At 60.7% G+C, this 20,235-nt stretch carries 18 protein-coding genes; 6 read left to right on the plus strand and 12 right to left on the minus strand.

The annotated features are described in order from the left end of the window. Positions 1 to 80: 80 nt before the first annotated feature. The 5 genes from D8U70_RS03895 to D8U70_RS03920 all read right to left on the minus strand — a co-directional run bounded on the left by D8U70_RS03895 (position 81) and on the right by D8U70_RS03920 (position 6,527). Positions 81 to 1,475 (minus strand): insulinase family protein, encoded by a 1,395-nt coding sequence (locus tag D8U70_RS03895; protein ID WP_130928322.1) that lies wholly within the window; start codon positions 1,473 to 1,475, stop codon positions 81 to 83. 176 nt (positions 1,476 to 1,651) lie between these two features. After that, positions 1,652 to 3,310 carry a Na/Pi cotransporter family protein gene (locus D8U70_RS03900; RefSeq protein WP_130928323.1) on the minus strand — a complete coding sequence of 553 codons (1,659 nt, stop codon included), beginning with the start codon at positions 3,308 to 3,310 and terminating at the stop codon, positions 1,652 to 1,654. Between the two features lie 327 nt (positions 3,311 to 3,637). After that, positions 3,638 to 4,405, minus strand: coding sequence for a TerC family protein (locus D8U70_RS03910; protein WP_056791183.1), 768 nt, complete (start codon positions 4,403 to 4,405; stop codon positions 3,638 to 3,640). An 84-nt stretch (positions 4,406 to 4,489) separates the two neighbouring features. Then, positions 4,490 to 5,797, minus strand: a complete 1,308-nt coding sequence (locus D8U70_RS03915) for a CitMHS family transporter (RefSeq protein ID WP_122698792.1) — start codon at positions 5,795 to 5,797, stop codon at positions 4,490 to 4,492. A gap of 403 nt (positions 5,798 to 6,200) precedes the next feature. Next, positions 6,201 to 6,527 carry a DOPA 4,5-dioxygenase family protein gene (locus D8U70_RS03920; protein WP_056791177.1) on the minus strand — a complete coding sequence of 109 codons (327 nt, stop codon included), beginning with the start codon at positions 6,525 to 6,527 and terminating at the stop codon, positions 6,201 to 6,203. Positions 6,528 to 6,608: 81 nt separating this feature from the next. Here D8U70_RS03920 and D8U70_RS03925 point away from each other — a divergent pair, with 81 nt between their 5' ends. Beyond that, positions 6,609 to 7,274, plus strand: a complete 666-nt coding sequence (locus D8U70_RS03925; protein WP_130928324.1) for an NAD(P)H-binding protein — start codon at positions 6,609 to 6,611, stop codon at positions 7,272 to 7,274. A 23-nt stretch (positions 7,275 to 7,297) separates the two neighbouring features. Here D8U70_RS03925 and D8U70_RS03930 read toward each other — a convergent pair whose 3' ends face one another. After that, on the minus strand, positions 7,298 to 8,248 hold the full coding sequence (locus D8U70_RS03930) for a LysR family transcriptional regulator (protein ID WP_122603554.1): 951 nt from the start codon (positions 8,246 to 8,248) through the stop codon (positions 7,298 to 7,300). A gap of 114 nt (positions 8,249 to 8,362) precedes the next feature. Between D8U70_RS03930 and betC the strand changes: the two genes are divergently transcribed. From betC to D8U70_RS03945, 3 genes are all read left to right on the plus strand, one after another. Next, positions 8,363 to 9,877 carry a choline-sulfatase gene (gene betC, locus D8U70_RS03935; protein WP_130928325.1) on the plus strand — a complete coding sequence of 505 codons (1,515 nt, stop codon included), beginning with the start codon at positions 8,363 to 8,365 and terminating at the stop codon, positions 9,875 to 9,877. Between the two features lie 16 nt (positions 9,878 to 9,893). Then, positions 9,894 to 10,814 (plus strand): choline ABC transporter substrate-binding protein, encoded by a 921-nt coding sequence (gene choX, locus D8U70_RS03940; RefSeq protein ID WP_130928326.1) that lies wholly within the window; start codon positions 9,894 to 9,896, stop codon positions 10,812 to 10,814. A gap of 256 nt (positions 10,815 to 11,070) precedes the next feature. Next, positions 11,071 to 12,639 carry a SulP family inorganic anion transporter gene (locus D8U70_RS03945; protein WP_130928327.1) on the plus strand — a complete coding sequence of 523 codons (1,569 nt, stop codon included), beginning with the start codon at positions 11,071 to 11,073 and terminating at the stop codon, positions 12,637 to 12,639. Positions 12,640 to 12,716: 77 nt separating this feature from the next. On the opposite strand, the gene aroE is transcribed toward D8U70_RS03945, so the two are convergent. Then, positions 12,717 to 13,538: a shikimate dehydrogenase gene (aroE, locus tag D8U70_RS03950; RefSeq protein WP_130928328.1), complete on the minus strand. Its 822-nt coding sequence runs from the start codon at positions 13,536 to 13,538 to the stop codon at positions 12,717 to 12,719. A 9-nt stretch (positions 13,539 to 13,547) separates the two neighbouring features. Beyond that, positions 13,548 to 14,462 carry an oxygen-dependent coproporphyrinogen oxidase gene (gene hemF, locus D8U70_RS03955; protein WP_071173933.1) on the minus strand — a complete coding sequence of 305 codons (915 nt, stop codon included), beginning with the start codon at positions 14,460 to 14,462 and terminating at the stop codon, positions 13,548 to 13,550. 150 nt (positions 14,463 to 14,612) lie between these two features. On the opposite strand from hemF, the gene D8U70_RS03960 reads away from it, so the two are divergent. Next, positions 14,613 to 15,590: a quinone oxidoreductase gene (locus tag D8U70_RS03960; protein ID WP_024014962.1), complete on the plus strand. Its 978-nt coding sequence runs from the start codon at positions 14,613 to 14,615 to the stop codon at positions 15,588 to 15,590. Between the two features lie 179 nt (positions 15,591 to 15,769). Here the strand turns inward: D8U70_RS03960 and D8U70_RS03965 are convergent, their stop codons facing one another. From D8U70_RS03965 to D8U70_RS03980, 4 genes are all read right to left on the minus strand, one after another. After that, complete coding sequence (locus D8U70_RS03965; protein WP_130928329.1) at positions 15,770 to 16,438, minus strand: hypothetical protein; 669 nt, start codon at positions 16,436 to 16,438, stop codon at positions 15,770 to 15,772. Positions 16,439 to 16,697: 259 nt separating this feature from the next. Beyond that, the gene (locus D8U70_RS03970; RefSeq protein WP_130928330.1) at positions 16,698 to 17,255 is read right to left on the minus strand and encodes an L-threonylcarbamoyladenylate synthase; all 558 of its coding nucleotides are present in this window, start codon (positions 17,253 to 17,255) and stop codon (positions 16,698 to 16,700) included. Positions 17,256 to 17,310: 55 nt separating this feature from the next. After that, on the minus strand, positions 17,311 to 18,408 hold the full coding sequence (dprA, locus tag D8U70_RS03975; protein ID WP_122705423.1) for a DNA-processing protein DprA: 1,098 nt from the start codon (positions 18,406 to 18,408) through the stop codon (positions 17,311 to 17,313). An 84-nt stretch (positions 18,409 to 18,492) separates the two neighbouring features. Then, entirely contained in the window at positions 18,493 to 19,518 is a 1,026-nt protein-coding gene (locus D8U70_RS03980; protein WP_122705425.1) for a LysM domain-containing protein, read from the minus strand. Between the two features lie 159 nt (positions 19,519 to 19,677). Here D8U70_RS03980 and def point away from each other — a divergent pair, with 159 nt between their 5' ends. Beyond that, a complete protein-coding gene (def, locus tag D8U70_RS03985; RefSeq protein ID WP_016772378.1) occupies positions 19,678 to 20,184 on the plus strand; it encodes a peptide deformylase in 507 nt (168 codons plus the stop codon). Positions 20,185 to 20,235 lie beyond the last annotated feature (51 nt).

A 20,235-nucleotide genomic window follows, 5' to 3' on the forward strand; every position in this document is an offset into this window, starting at 1 on the left:
ACCGAGCTGCCCTTATTGGAGCTGCTGCGCAGCCCATCGGGGATAAATCCCCTCGCCACAAGTGCTCACTCACCAGAGGATTAATGGCTTCCAGCAATTTTGTGGCGGCGATGCAGGCGCCATCCGATCACGATCAGCAGCAACAACCCGATTCCACCAGCGACCAGCCACAACACCTGATCATCACTGATCAAAGGCTTCTCGATCCGGATATACCCCGGCTGCAGCAACAGCTCGCGCATCGCCTTGTTCGCCGCTTCCAGCGTCACCCCTTGCAGCTCCCGCGCGGGATTGGCAAAGCGGCCATCCTGATAGTCGGCCAGCGCGCTCCAGTAATAGTCAGCCAGTGCGCTATTGCCCTGCACGGCCCAGGCCTGGTGGGCAATGGCGGCTTGTTTGATGCGGGCGAAGGTGCTCGGGTCGAGGCCGTTTTTCAGCAGGTCGGCCTTGAGGTCTTCCAGCACTTGAATGGCTTCGTCGACGTCATCGCGATCCAGGTCAGCGTTGAGGCTCATGAAGCCGACACCGCCGAAGACTTCGCGCTCGGCCCACGGCCCGTACGACAAGCCATGGTTGAGACGAATCTGCCGGTACAGCGCCCAGTCGAGGTAATCCTTGAGAATGTCGAACGTCTGGTCGTACTGATCGTCGAGCACCGGTTCCGGCACCAGCCAGTGCAGCTTGGCGCTGTCGCCGATAAAGCCACGGGTAAGGGTGCGTTCATGGGCGGCGCTGGTGCGGATGTTCGGCAGCGCGCGGTGTTCGGTAGGCTCGACCGGCTCCAGCTCACCCCAGGTACGCTCGAGATAGGCTGGCAGCAGTTTGTCGAGTTCGCCGACAACGATCAGGGTCATGTTGTTCGGCGCGTACCAGGCCTTGCGCACCTTCTCCAATTGCTCTTGGGTCAGATGGCCGACTTCGGCACGCTGCGGGCATTTCAGTCCCAGCTCGACAGCCAGTTGATTGCTCGCGGTATGACCGAGGTCCTGACGGTCGAGGAAACGTTGCAGCCTGGTGTAATGCCCGCCGTCTTCACGCTCGACCACCCGTTTCGCCGCGTTGATTGCGTTGTCGTCGATGCGTGTCTGGGTCAGCAGCGCGAGCAGCAGGTCGAGCACCTTGCGCTGGTTTTTCGCCGGGGCCTCGATGACGAACGTGGTGTCGGCGTTGCTGGTGAACGCGTTCCAGTCCCCGCCCAGCGCCTGCATGCGCTCTTCCAGACCACCTTCGCCAGTGGCGTCGATACCGCTGAATAGCAGGTGTTCGAGCAAATGCGGCAGCTCTTTTTCGTCGCAGTCGAAATCATCCAGGCCGACGCCGACCACCAGCCGGATCGCCACATGCCCACGCTCGGTGCCGGGCTTGAGCATCAGTTGCAAACCGTTGGGCAGTGCATAGCCTTCGACCTGAAACCGATCCAGGGCAAAAGCGGGCAGGGAACCGAGCAGCAGACAGGCGAACAACAGGCAACGCATAACAGGCTTCCATACGGCTGATTTGGAGATCCGTGTCGTCAGTAAGGGCCCCATCGCTGGCAAGCCAGCTCCGACAAGGATCTGCGGCGCTTACAAAACCCTGTGGGAGCTGGCTTGCCAGCGATGACGGTCTCAAGGCTGGACCACTGTAACTGACTGGCCCCAGCCCCAGACGTTCAAGGCGAATGCGTAATGTCGGCCATGTCATCCACCGCCAGCGCGCCGGTGTCCGCCGTTTCCAGCACCACATAGGCGCTGCTGCAGAACAACGAATTGAGCCGTTTCATGTCGGCGATCAACTCCAGATGCAGCGAGCTGGTCTCCAGACTCTGCACGATCTTGCGCTGCAAACGGCTGACATGCGCATGGGCCAGACGCCGTTCCTGCGCACGAAAGCGGCGTTTCTCGCGCAACAACTGCCGCGCGCTTTCGCGGTCGCCACTGAGAAACACCGACAGTCCCAGGCGCAGGTTGGCGATCAGTTGCTGTTGCAGCCCGGCAAGATCTTCCAGGCCTTCTTCGGAAAACGAACGGCGTTGCGAGGTCTTCTGCTGCTGGATCTTGCGCAGCATGCGCTCGATCAGGTCAGCGGCGAGTTTCAGGTTGATCGCCAGCTCAATGATCTCGGCCCAGCGCCGACTGTCGTGCTCGCCGAGATCCTCGCGGGGCATCTGCGCCAGATACAGCTTGATCGCGCTGTACAGCGCTTCGATGTCGTCGGTCAGGCGGCGCATCTCCTGCGTGACGGCGGTCTGCTTGCCGCGCAACACATCGAGGGAGGCGTCGAGCATGTTGTCGAGCAGATCGCCCATGCGCAGGGTTTCCCGCGCGGCATTGGCCAGCGCCAGGCTCGGCGTGACCAGCGCGGTCGGGTCGAGATGGCGCGGCTTGGCGGCGCCGTTGACCTCCGGCCGCTCCGGCAACAGCCACGCACAAAGCCGCGCCATCGGCCCGACGCTGGGCAGCAGGATCAGGCAGCGCGCGGTGTTGTAGAGCAGGTGGAAGCCGATGACCATTTCCTGCGGGCTGAAATCAAGGCTGTCGATCCAGTGCACCAGCGGGTCGAGCACCGGGATGATCAGCAGCAAACCGATCAATTTGTACAACAGACTGCCCAGCGCAACCTGGCGGCCGGCGGCGTTCTGCATGCTGGTGCTCATGAAGGCAAGGATGCCGCTGCCGATGTTGGCGCCGATCACCAGACCGATCGCCACCGGCAGGCTGATCACCGCAGCACCGGCCAATGTAGCGGTGAGCAGCACGGCGGCGAGGCTGGAGTAGGAAATCATCGCGAACAGCGCGCCGACCAGGGCGTCGAGAAGAATGTCGCCGGTCAGCGAGGCAAAAATCACCTTCACCCCCTGCGCGTGAGTAATCGGCGCGGCGGCCTCGACGATCAATTGCAGGGCGAGAATGATCAGCCCGAGACCAATCGACACCCGGCCCATCTGCCCGAGCCGCGTCTGTTTGCGCGACAGAAAGAAAACCACCCCGAGGAAAATCAGCAGCGGCGACAGCCACGACAGATCGAGGGTCAGCACCCGCGCCATCAACGCGGTACCGACATCGGCGCCCAGCATGGTCGCCAGCGCCGGGGTCAGCGCCATCAGGCCCTGGCCGACAAACGAGGTGACCAGCATCGCCGTGGCGTTGCTGCTCTGCACCATCGCGGTGACGAGAATACCGGCGATGAACGCCAGCCATTTCTTCGACATGTTCTGGCCGATCACATGTCGCAGATTGGTGCCATAAACCCGCAGGATGCCGGTTCGGACGATATGCGTGCCCCAGATCAACAGGGCGACGGCGGACAACAGATTGAGCAGGGTGAGCATGCAGACCCCCTGTAGTAGCAGCGCCCCAGAGGGGCAAATGGACGGCACCGCGCGGTTTCTACGTTCTTGATACTTAAGCTGTAGTTGGCGAACGGTCTCGGCGCCAGCATTGCACAGCTAAAGCGTGGATTGAAACAAAAGTGTCATGAAAACAAATGCATCCACTCACCGAATCCGACACGTTTCCCCTCTGTTGCCCAAAACAACTGTGGGAGCGAGCCTGCTCGCGAAAGCGGAGTGCCAGCCAACATTGTTGTCGACTGGCACTCCGTCTTCGCGAGCAGGCTCGCTCCCACAGGGGTGTAGCGTGCTGCCGGGACTACCGGATTATTGGCCCGGCACATCCTTGCGCAGTTTCACCGGATCCTGCTGTTTCTTTTTCCGGGCCATCGCGCCGCGCAGTTTGATGTTGATCGCTTCCACCGCCAGCGAGAACGCCATGGCGAAGTAGACGTAGCCTTTTGGCACGTGCACGTCGAACGATTCGGCGATCAGCACGGTACCGACCACCAGCAGGAAGGACAGCGCGAGCATTTTCAGCGACGGGTGCTTGTCGATGAATTCGCTGATCTTGCCCGACGCCAGCATCATCACCAGCACTGCCACGACGATCGCCGCGACCATGACCGGAACGTGGGAGACCATGCCGACGGCAGTGATCACCGAGTCCAGCGAGAAGACGATATCGATGATCGCGATCTGGATGATGGTGTAGAGGAAATTGCCGCCCTTGCCCGACGGCGCGTCGTCGCTTTCGTCTTCGCCTTCCAGCGCGTGGTACATCTCCTGCGAGCTTTTCCACAGCAGGAACAGGCCACCGAAGAACAGGATCAGGTCGCGACCGGAGATGCCCTGGCCGAACACTTCGAAAAGATCGGCAGTGAGGCGCATGACCCAGGTGATCGACAGCAGCAACAGGATCCGCGTGACCATGGCCAGGCCAAGACCGAAGATCCGCGTGCGCTGCTGCATGTGTTTGGGCATGCGGCTGACCAGGATCGAAATCATGATGATGTTATCGATACCGAGGACGATTTCCAGGGCAGTCAGGGTAAAGAAGGCAACCCAGATTTCGGGGTTGGTCAGCCAATCCATGTGTATTCCTTTGAGCAATTGTTGAACCGAAAAAGGTCCGGGCTTCAAACCGCGAAGCCGGACCCGTAACGGTGAGTCTTGGGCTTATAGAGTGCTGAACAGCGGGAAAGTCCCCAACAGCAGTGCAGCAATCAGAATGCAGATACACACCAGGATCGCCCATTTCAGGGTGAAACGCTGGTGATCACCGAAATCGATGCCGGCCAGCGCCACCAACAGATAGGTCGACGGCACCAACGGGCTCAGCAAGTGGACGGGCTGGCCGACGATCGAGGCACGGGCCATTTCCACCGCAGTGATCCCATAGTGGCTGGCCGCTTCGGTCAGCACCGGCAATACACCGTAATAAAACGCATCGTTGGACATGAAGAAGGTGAACGGCATGCTCACCAGTGCCGTGATCACCGCCAGGTACGGGCCGAGGAAATCCGGAATCACCGCCAACAGGCTCTTCGACATCGCATCGACCATGCCGGTGCCCGACAGGATACCGGTGAAGATACCGGCCGCAAAGATCAGCCCGACCACTGCCAGCACGCTGCCGGAATGCGCCGCGACACGATCTTTCTGCATTTGCAGGCATGGGTAGTTGACGATCATGGCGATACTGAACGCCACCATGAACAGCACCGGCAGCGGCAACAGGCCACCGATCAGCGTGCACATCAGGCCGAAAGTCAGTGCGGCGTTGAACCAGATCAGCTTCGGACGGCGTGCGTCAGGGAATTGCGAGACGCTGATTTCACTGTGATCGATCTCGTCGCCGACCAGATGCAGCTCGCCGAGACGGGCACGCTCACGCTTGCCGTAGAAGTAGGCAATCACCAGGATCGCCACGACACCGGCGGCCATGGCCGGGATCATCGGTACGAAAATGTCCGACGGATCGACATGCAGAGCACTCGCCGCGCGGGCGGTCGGGCCGCCCCACGGGGTCATGTTCATCACGCCACCGGCGAGGATGATCAGACCGGCCATGATTCGCGGGCTCATGCCGATGCGGCTGTACAGCGGCAGCATGGCGGCCACGCAGATCATGTAAGTGGTCGCGCCGTCACCATCGAGGGAAACGACGAGCGCCAGAACGGCGGTGCCGACCGAAACTTTCAACGGGTCGCCCTTGACCAGTTTGAGGATCTTGCGCACGGCCGGGTCGAACAGTCCGGAGTCGATCATCAGGGCGAAATACAGAATGGCGAACATCAACATCACGCCGGTCGGCGCCAGTTTGGTGATGCCTTCAAGCATCATCGGGCCGATTTTCGGTGCGAAACCACCGAACAGCGCGAACAGGATCGGGATAATGATCAGGGCGATCAGCGCGGACAGGCGCTTGGTCATGATCAGGAACATGAACGTGATGACCATGGCGAAGCCAAGGAAAGTCAGCATGGGAATACTCCAGGCGTAGCGCGGCTAATGGAATGAGCGGATCGGGCGGGATCAGCGCAGAACGGCAGGCGCGAGGCGTACGGGCGGAGTGACCAGCAGGAAGCGGGAGAAACGGCGGGTTGCAGAAGACATCAGAATCACCATTGTTGTTGTTAATTGGGCCGGGCCTGTGGAAAAAACACAGGGCTTGGGCCAACCGGTCTGTTGCCGGGAGTGGGGCGATCCTAATCGGGGAAGCTTTCAGCTACCTTTCGCGAGCGAAAGCGATGAATGAATGGTCAACCGGCGGTCGGATGCAACGACAGCCAATGAATACGGGCCGAGAAGCGATGCGAGGGAACGGACAGACAACGCTGGCTGGCAGTCTGGACATATTCGTTATCAGTTCAGTCCAAGCACCTGGTTAAAAAATCGACAGATCCAGCGGCCGCACCGCGCCCATCCAGATCGCATGTTCGGTGTGGTCGAGCAAGTCATCGCCCGTGTCCGGATGCAGGAACACCACCAGGCCTTTGCGGTTGAGTGCCAGCCATGGCAGCACCTCGCCAATCAGCTCGGGACCGAAAGCCAGTTGGCAGCTCCAGTCGGGGTGCGGCCCCACCGGGCGTTCGTGCACGCGACCCATTTTCAGCGCAAACAACTGCGCGGCCTGTTCGCACAAGGCCCGCGCCTGATCGATGGTTTGCGCGTCGAAATAAACATGGGCGTGATAGCCCTTGATCCCTTGCATCGTGTCGCCTCTCAATCGGTTCGAACCCTTGGCTGTTTCCACCGTCACAGGTCATATAGGACAACTATAAGGAAAACAGCCATGAAAAATGCCGAGACCCCAGTGGTCAAAGTGGTGCTTTATGGTGCCATGGCCAGCCAGGGCGGCGCATTGATGGCTGAATTGCTGCGTCGCCAACACGAAGTCATCGCCATCCTCGACGATCTCACCGCACTCGCGCCGCGTCCGGGGTTGCGCACCAAGACCGGCGATCTGTTCGATGCCGAGCGGGTCAATCAAAGCGTCGCCGGCAGCTCGGCGGTGATCTGCCTGCTGGACGCGCCGGGGTTGCCGTTCAGCAGCGACCACGTTGAACGCTCGGTGACGCTGGGGCCGGTGGAACAAGTGCTGGCAGTCGACGCCTTGGTCGAAGGTTTGCAACTGGCCAGCGTGCCGCGCCTGTTTCTGGTCGGCAACTTCGGTGTGCTCGACGAGCCTGACAATGACGAGCGTCTGCAACGTCACGCTGCCGAAGAAATCCTCGAGGCGGTACAAAGCAGCTCACTGCGCTGGACCCTGGTCAATGCGCCCCATGGCGTGGCCGGGTTGACCATCGAGCACTTCAGTCAGGTCGGCGGCAATCTCGAACCTGGACTGGCCGAACCGCTGGAGCGCCTGAACCGTGTCGCGGTGGGCATCGCCGATGAACTGCGGTTGAACCTGCATGTGGGGCAGCATGTGAATTTTGTGGCGGCTTCTGATTCGTAAAAGATCGGACGATCTTTTGCTCTTCACACCGCAATCGAGGGCAGGGCCAGACCGTTAAGCGATTCGGCACTGCTGGCCTGTTCCGCCATTAACCAATCAACAAATTCCTGAATCAACGCACCCCGACGTTTGCGTTGCGGCAAAACCACGTAATACCCCAGCCGCGACAGCGTGGTTTGCGCCAGCGGCCGGCACAGCAAACCCTGCACCAGCAAGTTATCCACAAGGTGCCGCCAGCCAATCGCCACGCCTTGTCCGCCAATCGCCGCCTGAATCAGCAAGGTGTAATTGTCGAAGCGCAATTGCCCCGGCGCTGGCGGCGTAGTCAGGCCCAACTGCCGAAACAAGCCACTCCAGTCGAACCAGTTGCTGCTGTTTTCCCCACGCAGATGCAACAGCGGAAATTCCAGCAGGGCCTGCGCGGGCAACGGCAATGAACGCTCCTTGAGCAGCAGCGGGCTGCACACCGGGAACACTTCTTCGCTGAACAGCCAGTGGCTCTCACCCTGCTTGAATCGACCATCGCCAAACAGGATCGCCACGTCGATGTCGGTGCGCAGCATGTTGTGGTTGCGCTCGCTGGTGACCAGGCTGACATCGATGTGCGGATTGGCCTCATGGAAGCGATGCAGGCGCGGCATCAGCCAATAAGCGGCGAAAGCAAAATCCGTGGCCACTTGCAGCACTTCATGTTGCTGCTGAGTGCTGATTGCGCTTAATCCTGCGTCGATATTCTGCAAACCGAGGGTAACTTGCTCGAACAGCAGGGCGCCAACCTCTGTCAACTCGATGCCCCGGTAAATCCGGTCGAACAGGCGCGTACCGAGCTGCTCTTCCAGACGTTTCATTTGCTGGCTGATCGCCGGCTGCGTGGTGCCAAGCTCCACCGCAGCAGCGGTAAAACTGCGATGGCGGGCCGCCGCTTCAAAAGCGCGCAGCAGATCGAGGGAGAGGTCACCGAGGGCGTCATACATAAGCTGTACTTATCCTAGTCATTGTCCGGCGCGGGCTTTACCGGAACAGGCATGGAATCCATGCTCGATCGCAGCACTCTCGCATAACTATTCAACATGGAATGCCGCGATCACATGAAGCGCAAGAACATTCTTTTCATCATGGCCGATCAAATGGCCGCGCCAATGTTGCCGTTCTACGGCCCATCGCCGATCAAACTGCCGAATCTGTCCCGCCTCGCCGCCCAAGGCGTGGTGTTCGATGCTGCTTACTGCAACAGCCCGCTGTGCGCGCCGTCGCGCTTCACCCTGGTCAGTGGCCAGTTGCCGAGCAAGATCGGCGCCTACGACAACGCGGCCGATTTCCCCGCCGACATTCCAACTTACGCGCATTACCTGCGGCGTCTCGGCTACCGCACCGCGCTGTCGGGCAAGATGCATTTCTGCGGGCCGGACCAGTTGCACGGTTATGAAGAACGCCTGACCAGCGACATCTACCCGGCCGATTACGGTTGGGCGGTGAACTGGGACGAGCCGGACGTGCGGCCGAGCTGGTATCACAATATGTCTTCGGTGCTGCAAGCCGGGCCGTGCGTGCGCACCAATCAGCTGGATTTCGACGAAGAGGTGGTGTTCAAGGCGCAGCAATACCTGTTCGATCACATCCGCGAGGACGGCGAGCAACCGTTCTGCCTGACCGTGTCGATGACTCACCCGCACGATCCGTACACGATTCCCAAGGCTTTCTGGGATCTGTATGGCGATGCTGATATTCCGTTGCCTACAGCCTTGAACCAGGACGAACTCGATCCGCACTCGCAACGTCTGCTCAAGGTTTACGACCTGTGGGACAAGCCGCTGCCTGTGGATAAGATCCGCGATGCCCGTCGCGCCTACTTCGGCGCTTGCAGCTATATCGACGCCAATGTCGGCAAACTGCTGCAAACCCTTGAGGAAACCGGGCTGATCGATGACACCATCATCGTCTTCTCCGGTGACCATGGCGACATGCTCGGCGAGAAGGGCCTCTGGTACAAAATGCACTGGTTCGAGATGGCCGCGCGGGTGCCGCTGTTGATCAGCGCACCGGGACAATTCGAGGCGGGCCGGGTCAGCGCCGCGGTTTCCACCGCAGACTTGCTGCCGACGTTCGTGGATCTGGCCGGTGGCACGCTTGAGCCGGGCCTGCCACTGGACGGCCGTTCCTTGCTGCCACACCTGCAAGGGCAGGGCGGGCATGACGAGGTGTTCGGCGAATACATGGCCGAAGGCACTGTCAGCCCGGTGATGATGATCCGCCGCGGCGCCTACAAATTTATCTACAGCGAAAGCGACCCGTGCCTACTCTTCGATGTGGATAACGATCCGCGCGAAGAGGAGGAGCTGAGCCAATCGCCGCAACATCGTCAGCTGTTCGAAGACTTTCTCGCTGAAGCGCGGGCCAAGTGGGACATTCCGGCGATCCACCGGGACGTACTGGCCAGCCAGCGCCGACGCCGTTTCGTCGCCGATGCGTTAACCATCGGCAAGCTGAAGAGCTGGGATCACCAGCCGCTGGTCGATGCCAGTCAGCAGTACATGCGCAACCACATCGACCTTGATGATCTGGAGCGCAAGGCACGTTACCCACAACCCTGCCAAAACCAATAACGTTAAGGGGAAGTCCATGCGCAAGTTATCCACAGCTGTCACCGTTGGTCTGATCGCATTGAGCAGCGCCTCGGCTTTCGCCGAGCAAAGTTGCGAAACCGTGAAGATGGCCGATCCGGGCTGGAGCGACATCGCCGCGACCAATGCCATCACCGGATTTCTGCTCGACGGCATGGGCTACAAGGCCAAGGTCGACACCCTCGCGGTGCCGATCACCTTTGGCGGCTTGAAGGATGGCCAGGTGGACGTGTTCCTCGGTAACTGGATGCCGGCGCAGCAGGGCTTCTATGACAAGTTCGTCGCCACCGGTGATGTGACGCAATTGGCCAAGAACCTCGAAGGCACTGAATTCACCCTCGCCGTCCCCGACTATGTCTGGGAGGCGGGTGTGCATGATTTTGCCGACCTGAACAAATTCGCCGACAAGTTCGACAAGAAAATCTACGGCATCGGTTCGGGCGCGCCGGCGAACATTTCGCTGCAGGAAATCATCAAGAAGAATGACTTCAACATGGGGCAGTGGAAGCTGATCGAGTCCAGCGAACAGGCGATGCTCGCCGAAGTGTCGCGGGCGGTGAAGAAACAGAAATTCGTCACCTTCCTCGGCTGGACGCCACACCCGATGAACGTGCAGCTGAAAATGCGTTACCTGAACGGCGGCGAAAAATACTTCGGCGACACCGGCAACGTATTCACACTGACCCGTACGGGCTACGCCGAGGCCTGCCCGAATGTGGGCAAGTTGCTGACCAATCTGGCATTCACCCAGGACATGGAGAACAGCATCATGGCCGAGGTGGTGAACAAGAAGGTCAGCAATGCCGAAGCGGCGAAGGCGTGGATCAAGGCCAATCCGGCGGTGCTGGACAAGTGGCTGGATGGGGTGAAGACCGTGGATGGCAAGGATGCGTTGATGGCGGTGAAGGCCAAGCTTTGATCTCAGGGTTGCTGGAATAGCGTTCGGCTGGAGATTTTTGCCCCCTCACCCCAGCCCTCTCCCCCAAGGGAGCGAGGGGGAAAGGGAGCCGATCGCTGTTGAATCAAAACTTGCGTTCAACGCCGAAATCGCAGGTCGGTGAATCTTCAACAAACAGCTCGGTCAGTCCCCTCTCCCTCAGGGAGAGGGCTAGGGTGAGGGGCTTTTACACCTGACACCCTGATAACCTTGAACAAAACCCCAACCGCGAGGCCCCATGGCCATCCCCAGCCGCCATTCACTTTTTCCTTTCCTGAGCTGGTTGCCACGGCAAACCCGAGCCAGCGTCGGGCGGGACCTGATCGTCGGCCTCAGTGGTGCGATTCTCGCCTTACCCCAGTCGATTGCCTACGCACTGATTGCCGGGCTGCCACCGGAATACGGACTCTATGCGGCGATCATCCCGGTATTGATCGCGTGCCTGTGGGGTTCGTCATGGCATCTGATCTGCGGCCCGACGGCGGCGATTTCCATCGTGCTGTACGCCAGCGTCAGCCCGCTCGCCGTGCCTGCGTCCGAGGACTACATCACCCTGATCCTGCTGCTGACGTTCCTTGCGGGGATTTTCCAGTGGCTGCTCGGTTTGCTGCGCTTCGGCGCGCTGGTGAATTTCGTTTCGCATTCGGTAGTGCTCGGCTTCACCCTCGGCGCCGCCGTGGTGATCGCCATCGGGCAATTGCCCAATCTGCTCGGGCTGGAATTGCCGGCCAACACCACAGCGCTCGCCAGCCTGATGGATTTGCTGCGACATCTGGGGGCTGTGGATAAGCCTTCACTGATGCTCGGCGTCGCCACGGTAATCGTCGGCGTGACCCTGAAAAAACTTCTGCCGCGCTGGCCGACGCTGTTGCTCACGCTGGTGCTGGCCAGCCTGCTGGTGTGGATCTGGCCGGGAATGTTCGGTCATGTGCATCTGGTCAGCGCTTTCGTCGGACGCCTGCCGCCGCTGAGCGCCTTGCCGCTGGATCTGGAGGTGATCCTGCGCCTGCTGCCAAGCGCCGTGGCGGTGGGCATGCTCGGGCTGGTCACCAGTCTGTCGATCGCCCGTTCGATATCGGCGCGCTCTCAACAGTTGCTCGACGCCAATCAGGAAGTCCGCGCACAGGGTCTGTCGAACATCGTCGGTGCGTTCTTTTCCGGGTCGCTGTCCGCCGGATCGTTTACCCGCTCGGGATTGAGTTATGAGGCGGGTGCCTGCTCGCCGCTGGCCGGGGTGTTTTCGGCGCTCTGGGTGGCGCTGTTCGCGGTGTTCGGCGCGGGGCTGATCGCGCACATTCCGATCCCGGCCATGGCCGGCAGCATCCTGTTGATCGCCTGGGGTCTGGTCGATCACCGGGGCATTCGCGCTTTGCTGCGGGTCAGCCGCGCCGAGTTCGTGGTGATGGCCCTGACCTGTCTTGCGACCTTGCTGCTGGAATTGCAGACGGCGATCTACGCCGGGGTGCTGGCGTCGTTGTTTTTCTACCTCAAGCGCACCTCGCAACCACGGGTGCAGCATTGGCGCGATGGTGACGACGATGTGTTGCGCGTGGGCGGTTCGATCTTTTTCGGCGCCAGCCATTACCTGCAAGTGCGCCTGCAACGCCTGCATGGCGCACGGGTGGTGATCGAGGCGCAGCAGATCAACTTTATCGATTATTCGGGGGTGGAGATGCTGCATCAGGAAGCGCGACGCCTGCTGGGCCAGGGTCGCAGCCTGACCCTGCGCCGGGCGCGGCCGCCGGTGGTGGAGGAGTTGAGGAAGCTGGAAGGGGCTGAGAAGTGCCCGATCAGGTTTGAGGATTGATCTGATATCGCGGTGGTGATGCGATTCGCGAGCAAGCTCGCTCCCACATTGATCGTATTTCAATGTGGGAGCAAAGCTTAAAGGGCCAGTTGGCGTCGCAGCTCGGCGAGCACCGGCGCGGTATCCGGGCGTACGCCACGCCACAGCCAGAACGCCTCCGCCGCCTGCTCGGCGAGCATGCCCAGACCATCCATCGCCAGCGCCGCGCCGTGCTCAGTGGCCCAGCGGCAAAACGCGGTCGGTTCCTTGCCGTACATCATGTCGTAGCACAGCGTCTGGCCTGGCTCGATCAGGCTTGGCGCAATCGGCGGCACGTCACCGGTCAGGCTGGCGGAGGTGGCGTTGATGATCACGTCCACCGGTTCGCGCAGCCAGTCGAAACCACTGGCCGACACCGGCCCGAGGTCGCAGAACAACTCGGCCAGCAGTTCAGCCTTGTCCACGGTGCGATTGGCGATGATCACCGAGGCCGGCTTCTCCGCCAGCAATGGCTCCAGCGCACCGCGCACCGCGCCGCCAGCGCCGAGCAAAAGGATGCGCTTACCGGTCAGGCTGAACCCGGCATTCACCGTCAGATCGCGGACCAGGCCGGCGCCATCGGTGTTGTCGCCGAGCAGTGAGCCATCGTCCAGTTTGCTCAAGGTGTTCACCGCACCGGCGCGCTGCGCGCGGGCGGTCAGGCTGTCGGCCAGACGGTAGGCGTCTTCCTTGAACGGCACCGTCACATTGGCGCCGCGCCCTTCGCGAAAGAACGCCGTGGCGCAGCCGGCAAAATCATCCAGCGGCGCCAGCAGCGTGCTGTAATCGAGGCGTTGGCCGGCCTGTTCGGCGAACAACTGGTGAATCATCGGCGACTTGCTGTGGCCGATCGGGTTACCAAAAACAACGTAACGATCCATCACCCGTCCTCAGGCCTCGGCCAGCCAGTCGCGATCCTGCAGGAAATACTCGGTCAGACGCGCTTCTGCGCTGCCCGGCTCGGCCTTCCAGTCATAACCCCAGCGCACTTGCGGCGGCAGCGACATCAGAATCGATTCGGTACGGCCACCCGATTGCAGGCCGAACAGCGTGCCACGGTCGTAAACCAGGTTGAATTCGACGTAGCGGCCTCGGCGGAATTCCTGGAATTCGCGCTGCTGAGCAGTGAAGGCGTCGTTCTTGCGCCGCTGCACGATCGGCAGGTAGGCCTCGATGTAGGCATCGCCGATGGCGCGCATGAAGGCGAAACTGGTGTCGAAATCCCACTCGTTCAGATCGTCGAAGAACAGACCGCCAATGCCGCGCGGCTCATGGCGATGCTTGATGTGGAAGTAGGTGTCGCACCAGGCCTTGTAGCGCGGGTAGACGTCCGCACCGAACGGCGCACAGGCTTGCTCGGCGACGCGGTGCCAATGAATGCAATCTTCCTCAACGCCGTAATACGGGGTCAGGTCGAAACCGCCGCCAAACCACCAGACCGGTTCTTCGCCTTCTTTTTCAGCAATGAAAAAACGCACGTTGGCGTGGGAGGTCGGCACATGCGGGTTGTGCGGGTGGATCACCAGCGACACGCCGAGCGCCTCGAAACCACGCCCGGCCAGTTCCGGCCGATGGGCACTGGCCGACGGCGGCAGGCCGCTGCCGAACACGTGGGAAAAGTTGACCCCGCCCTTTTCGATCAGCGTGCCGTTTTCCAGCACGCGGGTGCGCCCGCCACCGCCCGCCGGCCGGGTCCAGGCGTCTTCGACGAAGCATTTGCCGCCGTCTTCGGTTTCCAGTGCAGCGCAGATGCGGTCTTGCAGATCGAGCAGATAGGCCTTTACGGCGTCGGTGCGGGTCGTCATGGCTTCACCTTGAATCGGGCGGCGCCCCGGCAGGCGGGCGGCGCAAATGGGCGCGTAGCATACCATCGCAGACCGGCGCGCCGCAGTTGACGAAGATCAAGCAGGGGAGTTGGATAGAGGGCTTAGCAACGACCCAAGGAGAGCAGGCAGATGGCAAAGCGTATCCAGTTCCGCGCCCACGGCGGTCCCGAAGTGCTCGAGTATGTTGACTACGAACCCGCTGCGCCCGGGCCGAATCAGGTGCGCGTGGCCAACCAGGCGATCGGCCTGAACTTCATCGACACCTATTACCGCAGCGGCCTCTATGCGCCACCCGCGTTGCCGTCCGGCCTGGGTTCGGAAGGCGCCGGCACGGTCGAAGCAGTGGGCAGCGACGTCACCCGTTTCAAGGTCGGCGATCGCGTCGCATACGGCAGCGGCCCGCTCGGCGCCTACAGCCAGCTGCATGTGCTGCCGCAGGACAATCTGGTGCACCTGCCCGATGAAATCAGTTTCGAAACTGCCGCCGGGGTCATGCTCAAGGGCCTGACCGTGCAATACCTGCTGCGCCAGACCTACCAACTGCAGGGCGGCGAAACCATCCTGTTCCACGCCGCAGCCGGTGGCGTCGGCTCGCTGGCCTGCCAATGGGCCAAAGCGCTGGGCGTGAAGCTGATCGGCACCGTCAGCTCGAAGGAGAAAGCCGAGCTGGCCAAAGCCAACGGCGCCTGGGCGACCATCGACTACAGCCATGAAAACGTTGCCGAGCGCGTGCTGGCGCTGACTGACGGCAAGAAAGTCCCGGTGGTGTATGACGGCGTCGGCAAGGACACTTGGCTCACATCCCTGGACAGCGTCGCACCTCGGGGCCTGGTCGTGAGTTTCGGCAATGCTTCGGGCGCAGTCGACGGCGTCAATCTGGGCATTCTCGCCGCAAAGGGTTCGCTCTACGTCACCCGGCCTACGCTGGCGACCTACGCCAACAACGCCGAGAACCTGCAACGCATGGCCGACGAGCTGTTCGAGATGATCATCAGCGGCAAGTTGAAGGTCGACATCAGCCAGCGCCATGCACTGGCGGATGCGGCGAAAGCACAAACCGAACTGTCGGCACGGCGCACGACCGGTTCCACCATTCTGCTGCCATAACACCTCAAGTTGATACTCGGCGAACTCCTCCATGAGTTCGCCGAGCATCTTGCGGCTATATCAAGTACATCTTGCGGTGAAGTTTCTTCACCGCAGGCCTACGACCGGCAAACTTCCTGCGCAACTTCTTCGATTCATATACGAGCCATTTCTCAGCCCACTCTTCAATCACTGGCGGATCAATACTGACGGTTAAAAACATCACGATACTCCGGCTGATGCGCGTTCATGTTCACAGGCTGATCCAGGGCCATTAGGATTTGTCGCCACTCGGCAGACATCAGCCAATAATCGCCCCGAGCACGCTGCTCGATATGCATGGCGTGCGAAGCAATAGGTGTCAGGCCGAAACGCTGAAACAGTTGTCGCTGTGGCGATCTGCACAAGGCCGTCACCCCCTGATATCCGCGATCGATCGCCCATTCGGCGGCGGTAGCGAGCAGGCCATTGATCGACACCGGCCGGTGCTGCTGGGAATGGGTGATCAAGCGACTGAATTCGACATGCCGTGCCAATGCCACAGTGGGAGACACATGATGCTGCGCCAGTGAAGCCCATTCGAAGGGCGCCGGGGTTGCCCGCAGCACCGCAATAAGCTGATCACGCTGATACAACAGAAAGTGCGTGCTGCGTGAGGTGATCGCCAGTCGGGTTTCCAACGCCCGGGCTCTGGAGGTGAGCATGTAATGCTGCAATCGCAGGCGAAACTGTCGATTGATGAAGCGTTCAAATTCCCCGGCATCCGATCCTGCCTCAAGAATGGCTACACGATAGTCGGCCTGTTGATTCTTGAGTGTCTCCTGAAAGCCCTGCAGATAATCCTTGAGGTGTAAATCCGTAATATCCATTACTTCTCCGCAGCCATTAATATTTCGAAGTTGCTTCAAGCACATTGAAAGAATGGATGCTTTTGGAAATCTCGCCACTGCACGCGTTCTGATAATCACGTGGGAAAACTTACAGATATTTCAGACTCAAAGATTCGTCTGACGCATGCAAGAACAATGGCAACGGATAAGTTCTGAACGAATGCAGGAATAAACTGCGGGCATGCGCAGAACTCCTCGGCGACGCCGAGGAGTCCGCAAAAAAATAAAAAGAATGGCGTCAGTCAGGACGAACGACGTTACCGGTGGCGAGGTCGCGGATCACGCTGGGATTCTTGCGCCCGCCAAGGCTCCCGCCGAGCACCACATCGACCTGCCCACGGAAATACTGCTCGATGCGCAAACGCGTGCGCGCCGGCGGTCGCCCCTGGGGGTTGGCCGATGTGGAAATCAATGGCCCGACCAGCGAGCACAGGTCGCGCACCTGCGGGTGATCGCTGACCCGCAGCGCCACGGTGTCATGCACGCCTGTGACCCATTCCGGCAACAGGTTCTGATGCGGCACCAGCCAGGTGTTCGGCCCCGGCCAGGTGCTGGCCATGCGGTCGATCCAGTCCTGCGGGAAGTCCTCGAAGAGGAAATCGAACTGGCGGATATTGTCGGCGACCAGGATCAGCCCTTTGCTCACCGAGCGATTCTTGATCGCCAGCAAACGGTCCACCGCGTCTTCGTTCCACGGGTCGCAACCCAGCCCCCAGACGGCTTCGGTTGGATAGGCAATCACCGCGCCGGCGCGAACTTCACGCGCGGCTTGTTGCACACGCCAACTGTTGACCATGAAAAAACTCTCCACAAACAGGTTTCGCGCAGTTTACCGATCTTCATCGTAAAACCTAGCTCGACCGCGCCAGCCAGCGACCGTTTTCGCATACCGCACGGCCTTCGATTTCCAGCTCGGTCAACGTTGCCAGCACTTTCGGCAACGCCCAGCCACAGCTCGCGGCCAGGGCCTCGCTGGTGTGCGGCGCCGCGTGCAACAGCGCCAGCAACGGGTGATCGGCCTGCGGCGCCGCCGTGGATAACAGTGGCTGCTGCCAGCCGCGCAGGGCTTCAAGGATGTGTTCGATAGTCTCCACCAACACCGCCCCGTCGCGAATCAACTGGTGACAACCGCGCGCGCCGGGGTGATGGATCGAGCCCGGAATGGCATAAACCTCGCGGCCCTGTTCGGCTGCCAGCCGCGCGGTGATCAACGAACCGCTGGCAACACTGGCCTCGACCACCAGTACGCCGAGGGACAACCCGCTGATGATGCGGTTGCGCCGGGGGAAGTTGCTCGGGCTCGGCCCGGCGTCCAGCGGAAACTCGGAAAGCACCGCGCTGCCCGAGGCAATCATCGCCTCGGCCAGGCGTTTATTGCGTTGTGGATAAAAATTTTCCAGCCCCGTGCCGAGCACACCCACGGTCAAGCCGCCAACATCCAGAGCAGCCTGGTGGGCAGCGGCATCGATGCCCAGCGCCAGACCACTGTTGATGACAAAACCGGCCCCGGCCAGACTGCGGGAAAACGCCGCCGCCGTATCCATGCCCGGGCGCGAAGCGCGGCGGCTGCCGACCATCGCCAGTTGCGGTTTTTCCAAAATCGACGGATCGCCGGCGACGAATAACAGCGGCGGCGGATCGGCAATTTGCGCCAGCAACGCTGGATAATCCGCTTGGTCCCACATCAATAAATGCTGGTCGGGGTGCTCTAGCCAGCGCATTGCGTGGCTGGCGCCGTCGCGCACCGCTGGACAACGCCGTGCTTCGGCGCAGGCCGCCGGCAACCCCAGTGAGCGCCAGGCACTGGCCGGCGCGCTGAGGGCTTTCGACGCCGAGCCGAAGGCTTCGAGCAATATGGCAAAACGCTTGGGGCCGATATCCGGCATGCGGTGCAGGCGCAGACGCGCTTCCAGTTCCGCCGGGGAAATGGCCGTACTGACAGACAACATGAATGGATCATCCTTGATCGTTCTATGCTCCGAACCATTCGGAACAAGCTGTGGATAACTCTGTTGGTAACTTGTTAAGCAAGCTTACGGATTTCGCACCTTGTCGAGCACCGCCAGCGAGCGTGAAGCATTGAGGACCAGGCCGTAACTGAGTTTGTCGTAGGTGCGGAACACCATCAGCAGGCCGGCGCGTTCATCGGGAATTTTCAGCGGCTGGCCGGTGATCCGGTCGCGCACGGTTTCGCCGGTTTTCATCACCGCCAGAACATTGCCTTCGGCCAGACCGTCACGTTTGCCTTTGTTCAGGGTAACCACGTCCATTACACCGATCTGCGTTACGCCGCGTGGCACGTCAATGATCAGCCCGTCGATGGAACGCTTCGGCGCGCTGGGCATGAAAGTCGAATTGATCGAACGTTCTTCACCGCCGAACAAGCGGTCACCGAGGCGCACTTCCTGGGTGGTGCGTTGCAAGGCGAGGGTGGCGACGTCGCCTTCGGTGGCAATAATCTCGCCGCCGCCGATATCGTCGGCGTTGATGCCGAGAAACTCCTTGGTCTGCGGGTCGGTGTAGACCTTGCCCTGGCGGAAGATGCCGTACACCGGTTGCTCCGGATCGAAATGGCCACGGGCGAAGATGCGGTCACCGGTACCGCTGAGCACCCGTTCGGCATCGCCGGCGACGATGTACGGCGCCTTGTCGAAGTCTTCGGCCTTGTCGACGATACGGTTGCTCAGCAGAAAGCTGTTGATCGATTTCAGCGGAATGCTCGGAATCGCCTCGGCCACCGGGCTGGTGCGAATCCGTGGCGAGAGCTTGATGGTGCCGCGCGACTCGCCACGATGGACGGTCAGTTGCGGCTGGCCGTTGACGTAGCTGAGGGTCAGCGTGTCGCCGGGATAGATCAGGTTGGGGTTTTCGATCTGCGGGTTGGCCCGCCACAATTGTGGCCATTGCCAGGGCTCGCGCAGGTATTTGCCGGAAATGTCCCAGAGCGTGTCCCCTGAAACCACCGTGTATTGCTGTGGAAAACCATCCCTGAGTTGCACTTGCCCTTGCGCGGCGCCGGCCGAAGCCAGAAGCAGCAGGGCGAGTAGTGTTTTCCTCATGCAGTGAATCCCTTTATCATGTGCATTCGCGTGAATCGTCAGAGCCCCCGTGGCTCGCTTCTGTTTTTCAGAAGCTACGCTTCACAACGGTAGCCTGCATCTTCGGACCCGCCAGGCCATCGACCCGACTTTACTCAACGTGTGCAGCAATCGAAGCCTATGGCCATTTTAAACATCCTCGAATTTCCGGACCCGCGTCTGCGCACTATCGCCAAACCAGTGGCTGTAGTGGACGACGAAGTGCGTCAGTTGGTCGACGACATGTTTGAAACAATGTATGAAGCGCCGGGCATCGGCCTCGCCGCGACCCAGGTCAACGTGCACAAACGTATCGTCGTGATGGACCTGTCCGAAGACCGTACCGAGCCACGGGTGTTCATCAACCCCGAGTTCGAACCGCTGACCGACGAGATGGACCAGTATCAGGAAGGCTGCCTCTCGGTACCGGGCTTCTACGAAAACGTCGACCGCCCGCAGAAGGTCAAAATCAAAGCGCTGGACCGCGACGGCAAGCCCTATGAGCTGATCGCCGAAGGCCTGCTCGCGGTGTGCATCCAGCACGAATGCGACCACCTCAACGGCAAATTGTTCGTCGATTACCTGTCCACGCTCAAACGCGACCGGATCAAGAAGAAGCTGGAAAAGCTGCACCGCCAGAACGCTTGATGCCCCTCTTCAAAGGCTTGCTGCGGCAAGCCTTTTTCTTTTTATGAGACG

Origin of the sequence: Pseudomonas sp. Sample_20, assembly GCF_004307585.1 — a bacterium.
Lineage (GTDB): Bacteria > Pseudomonadota > Gammaproteobacteria > Pseudomonadales > Pseudomonadaceae > Aquipseudomonas > Aquipseudomonas atacamensis.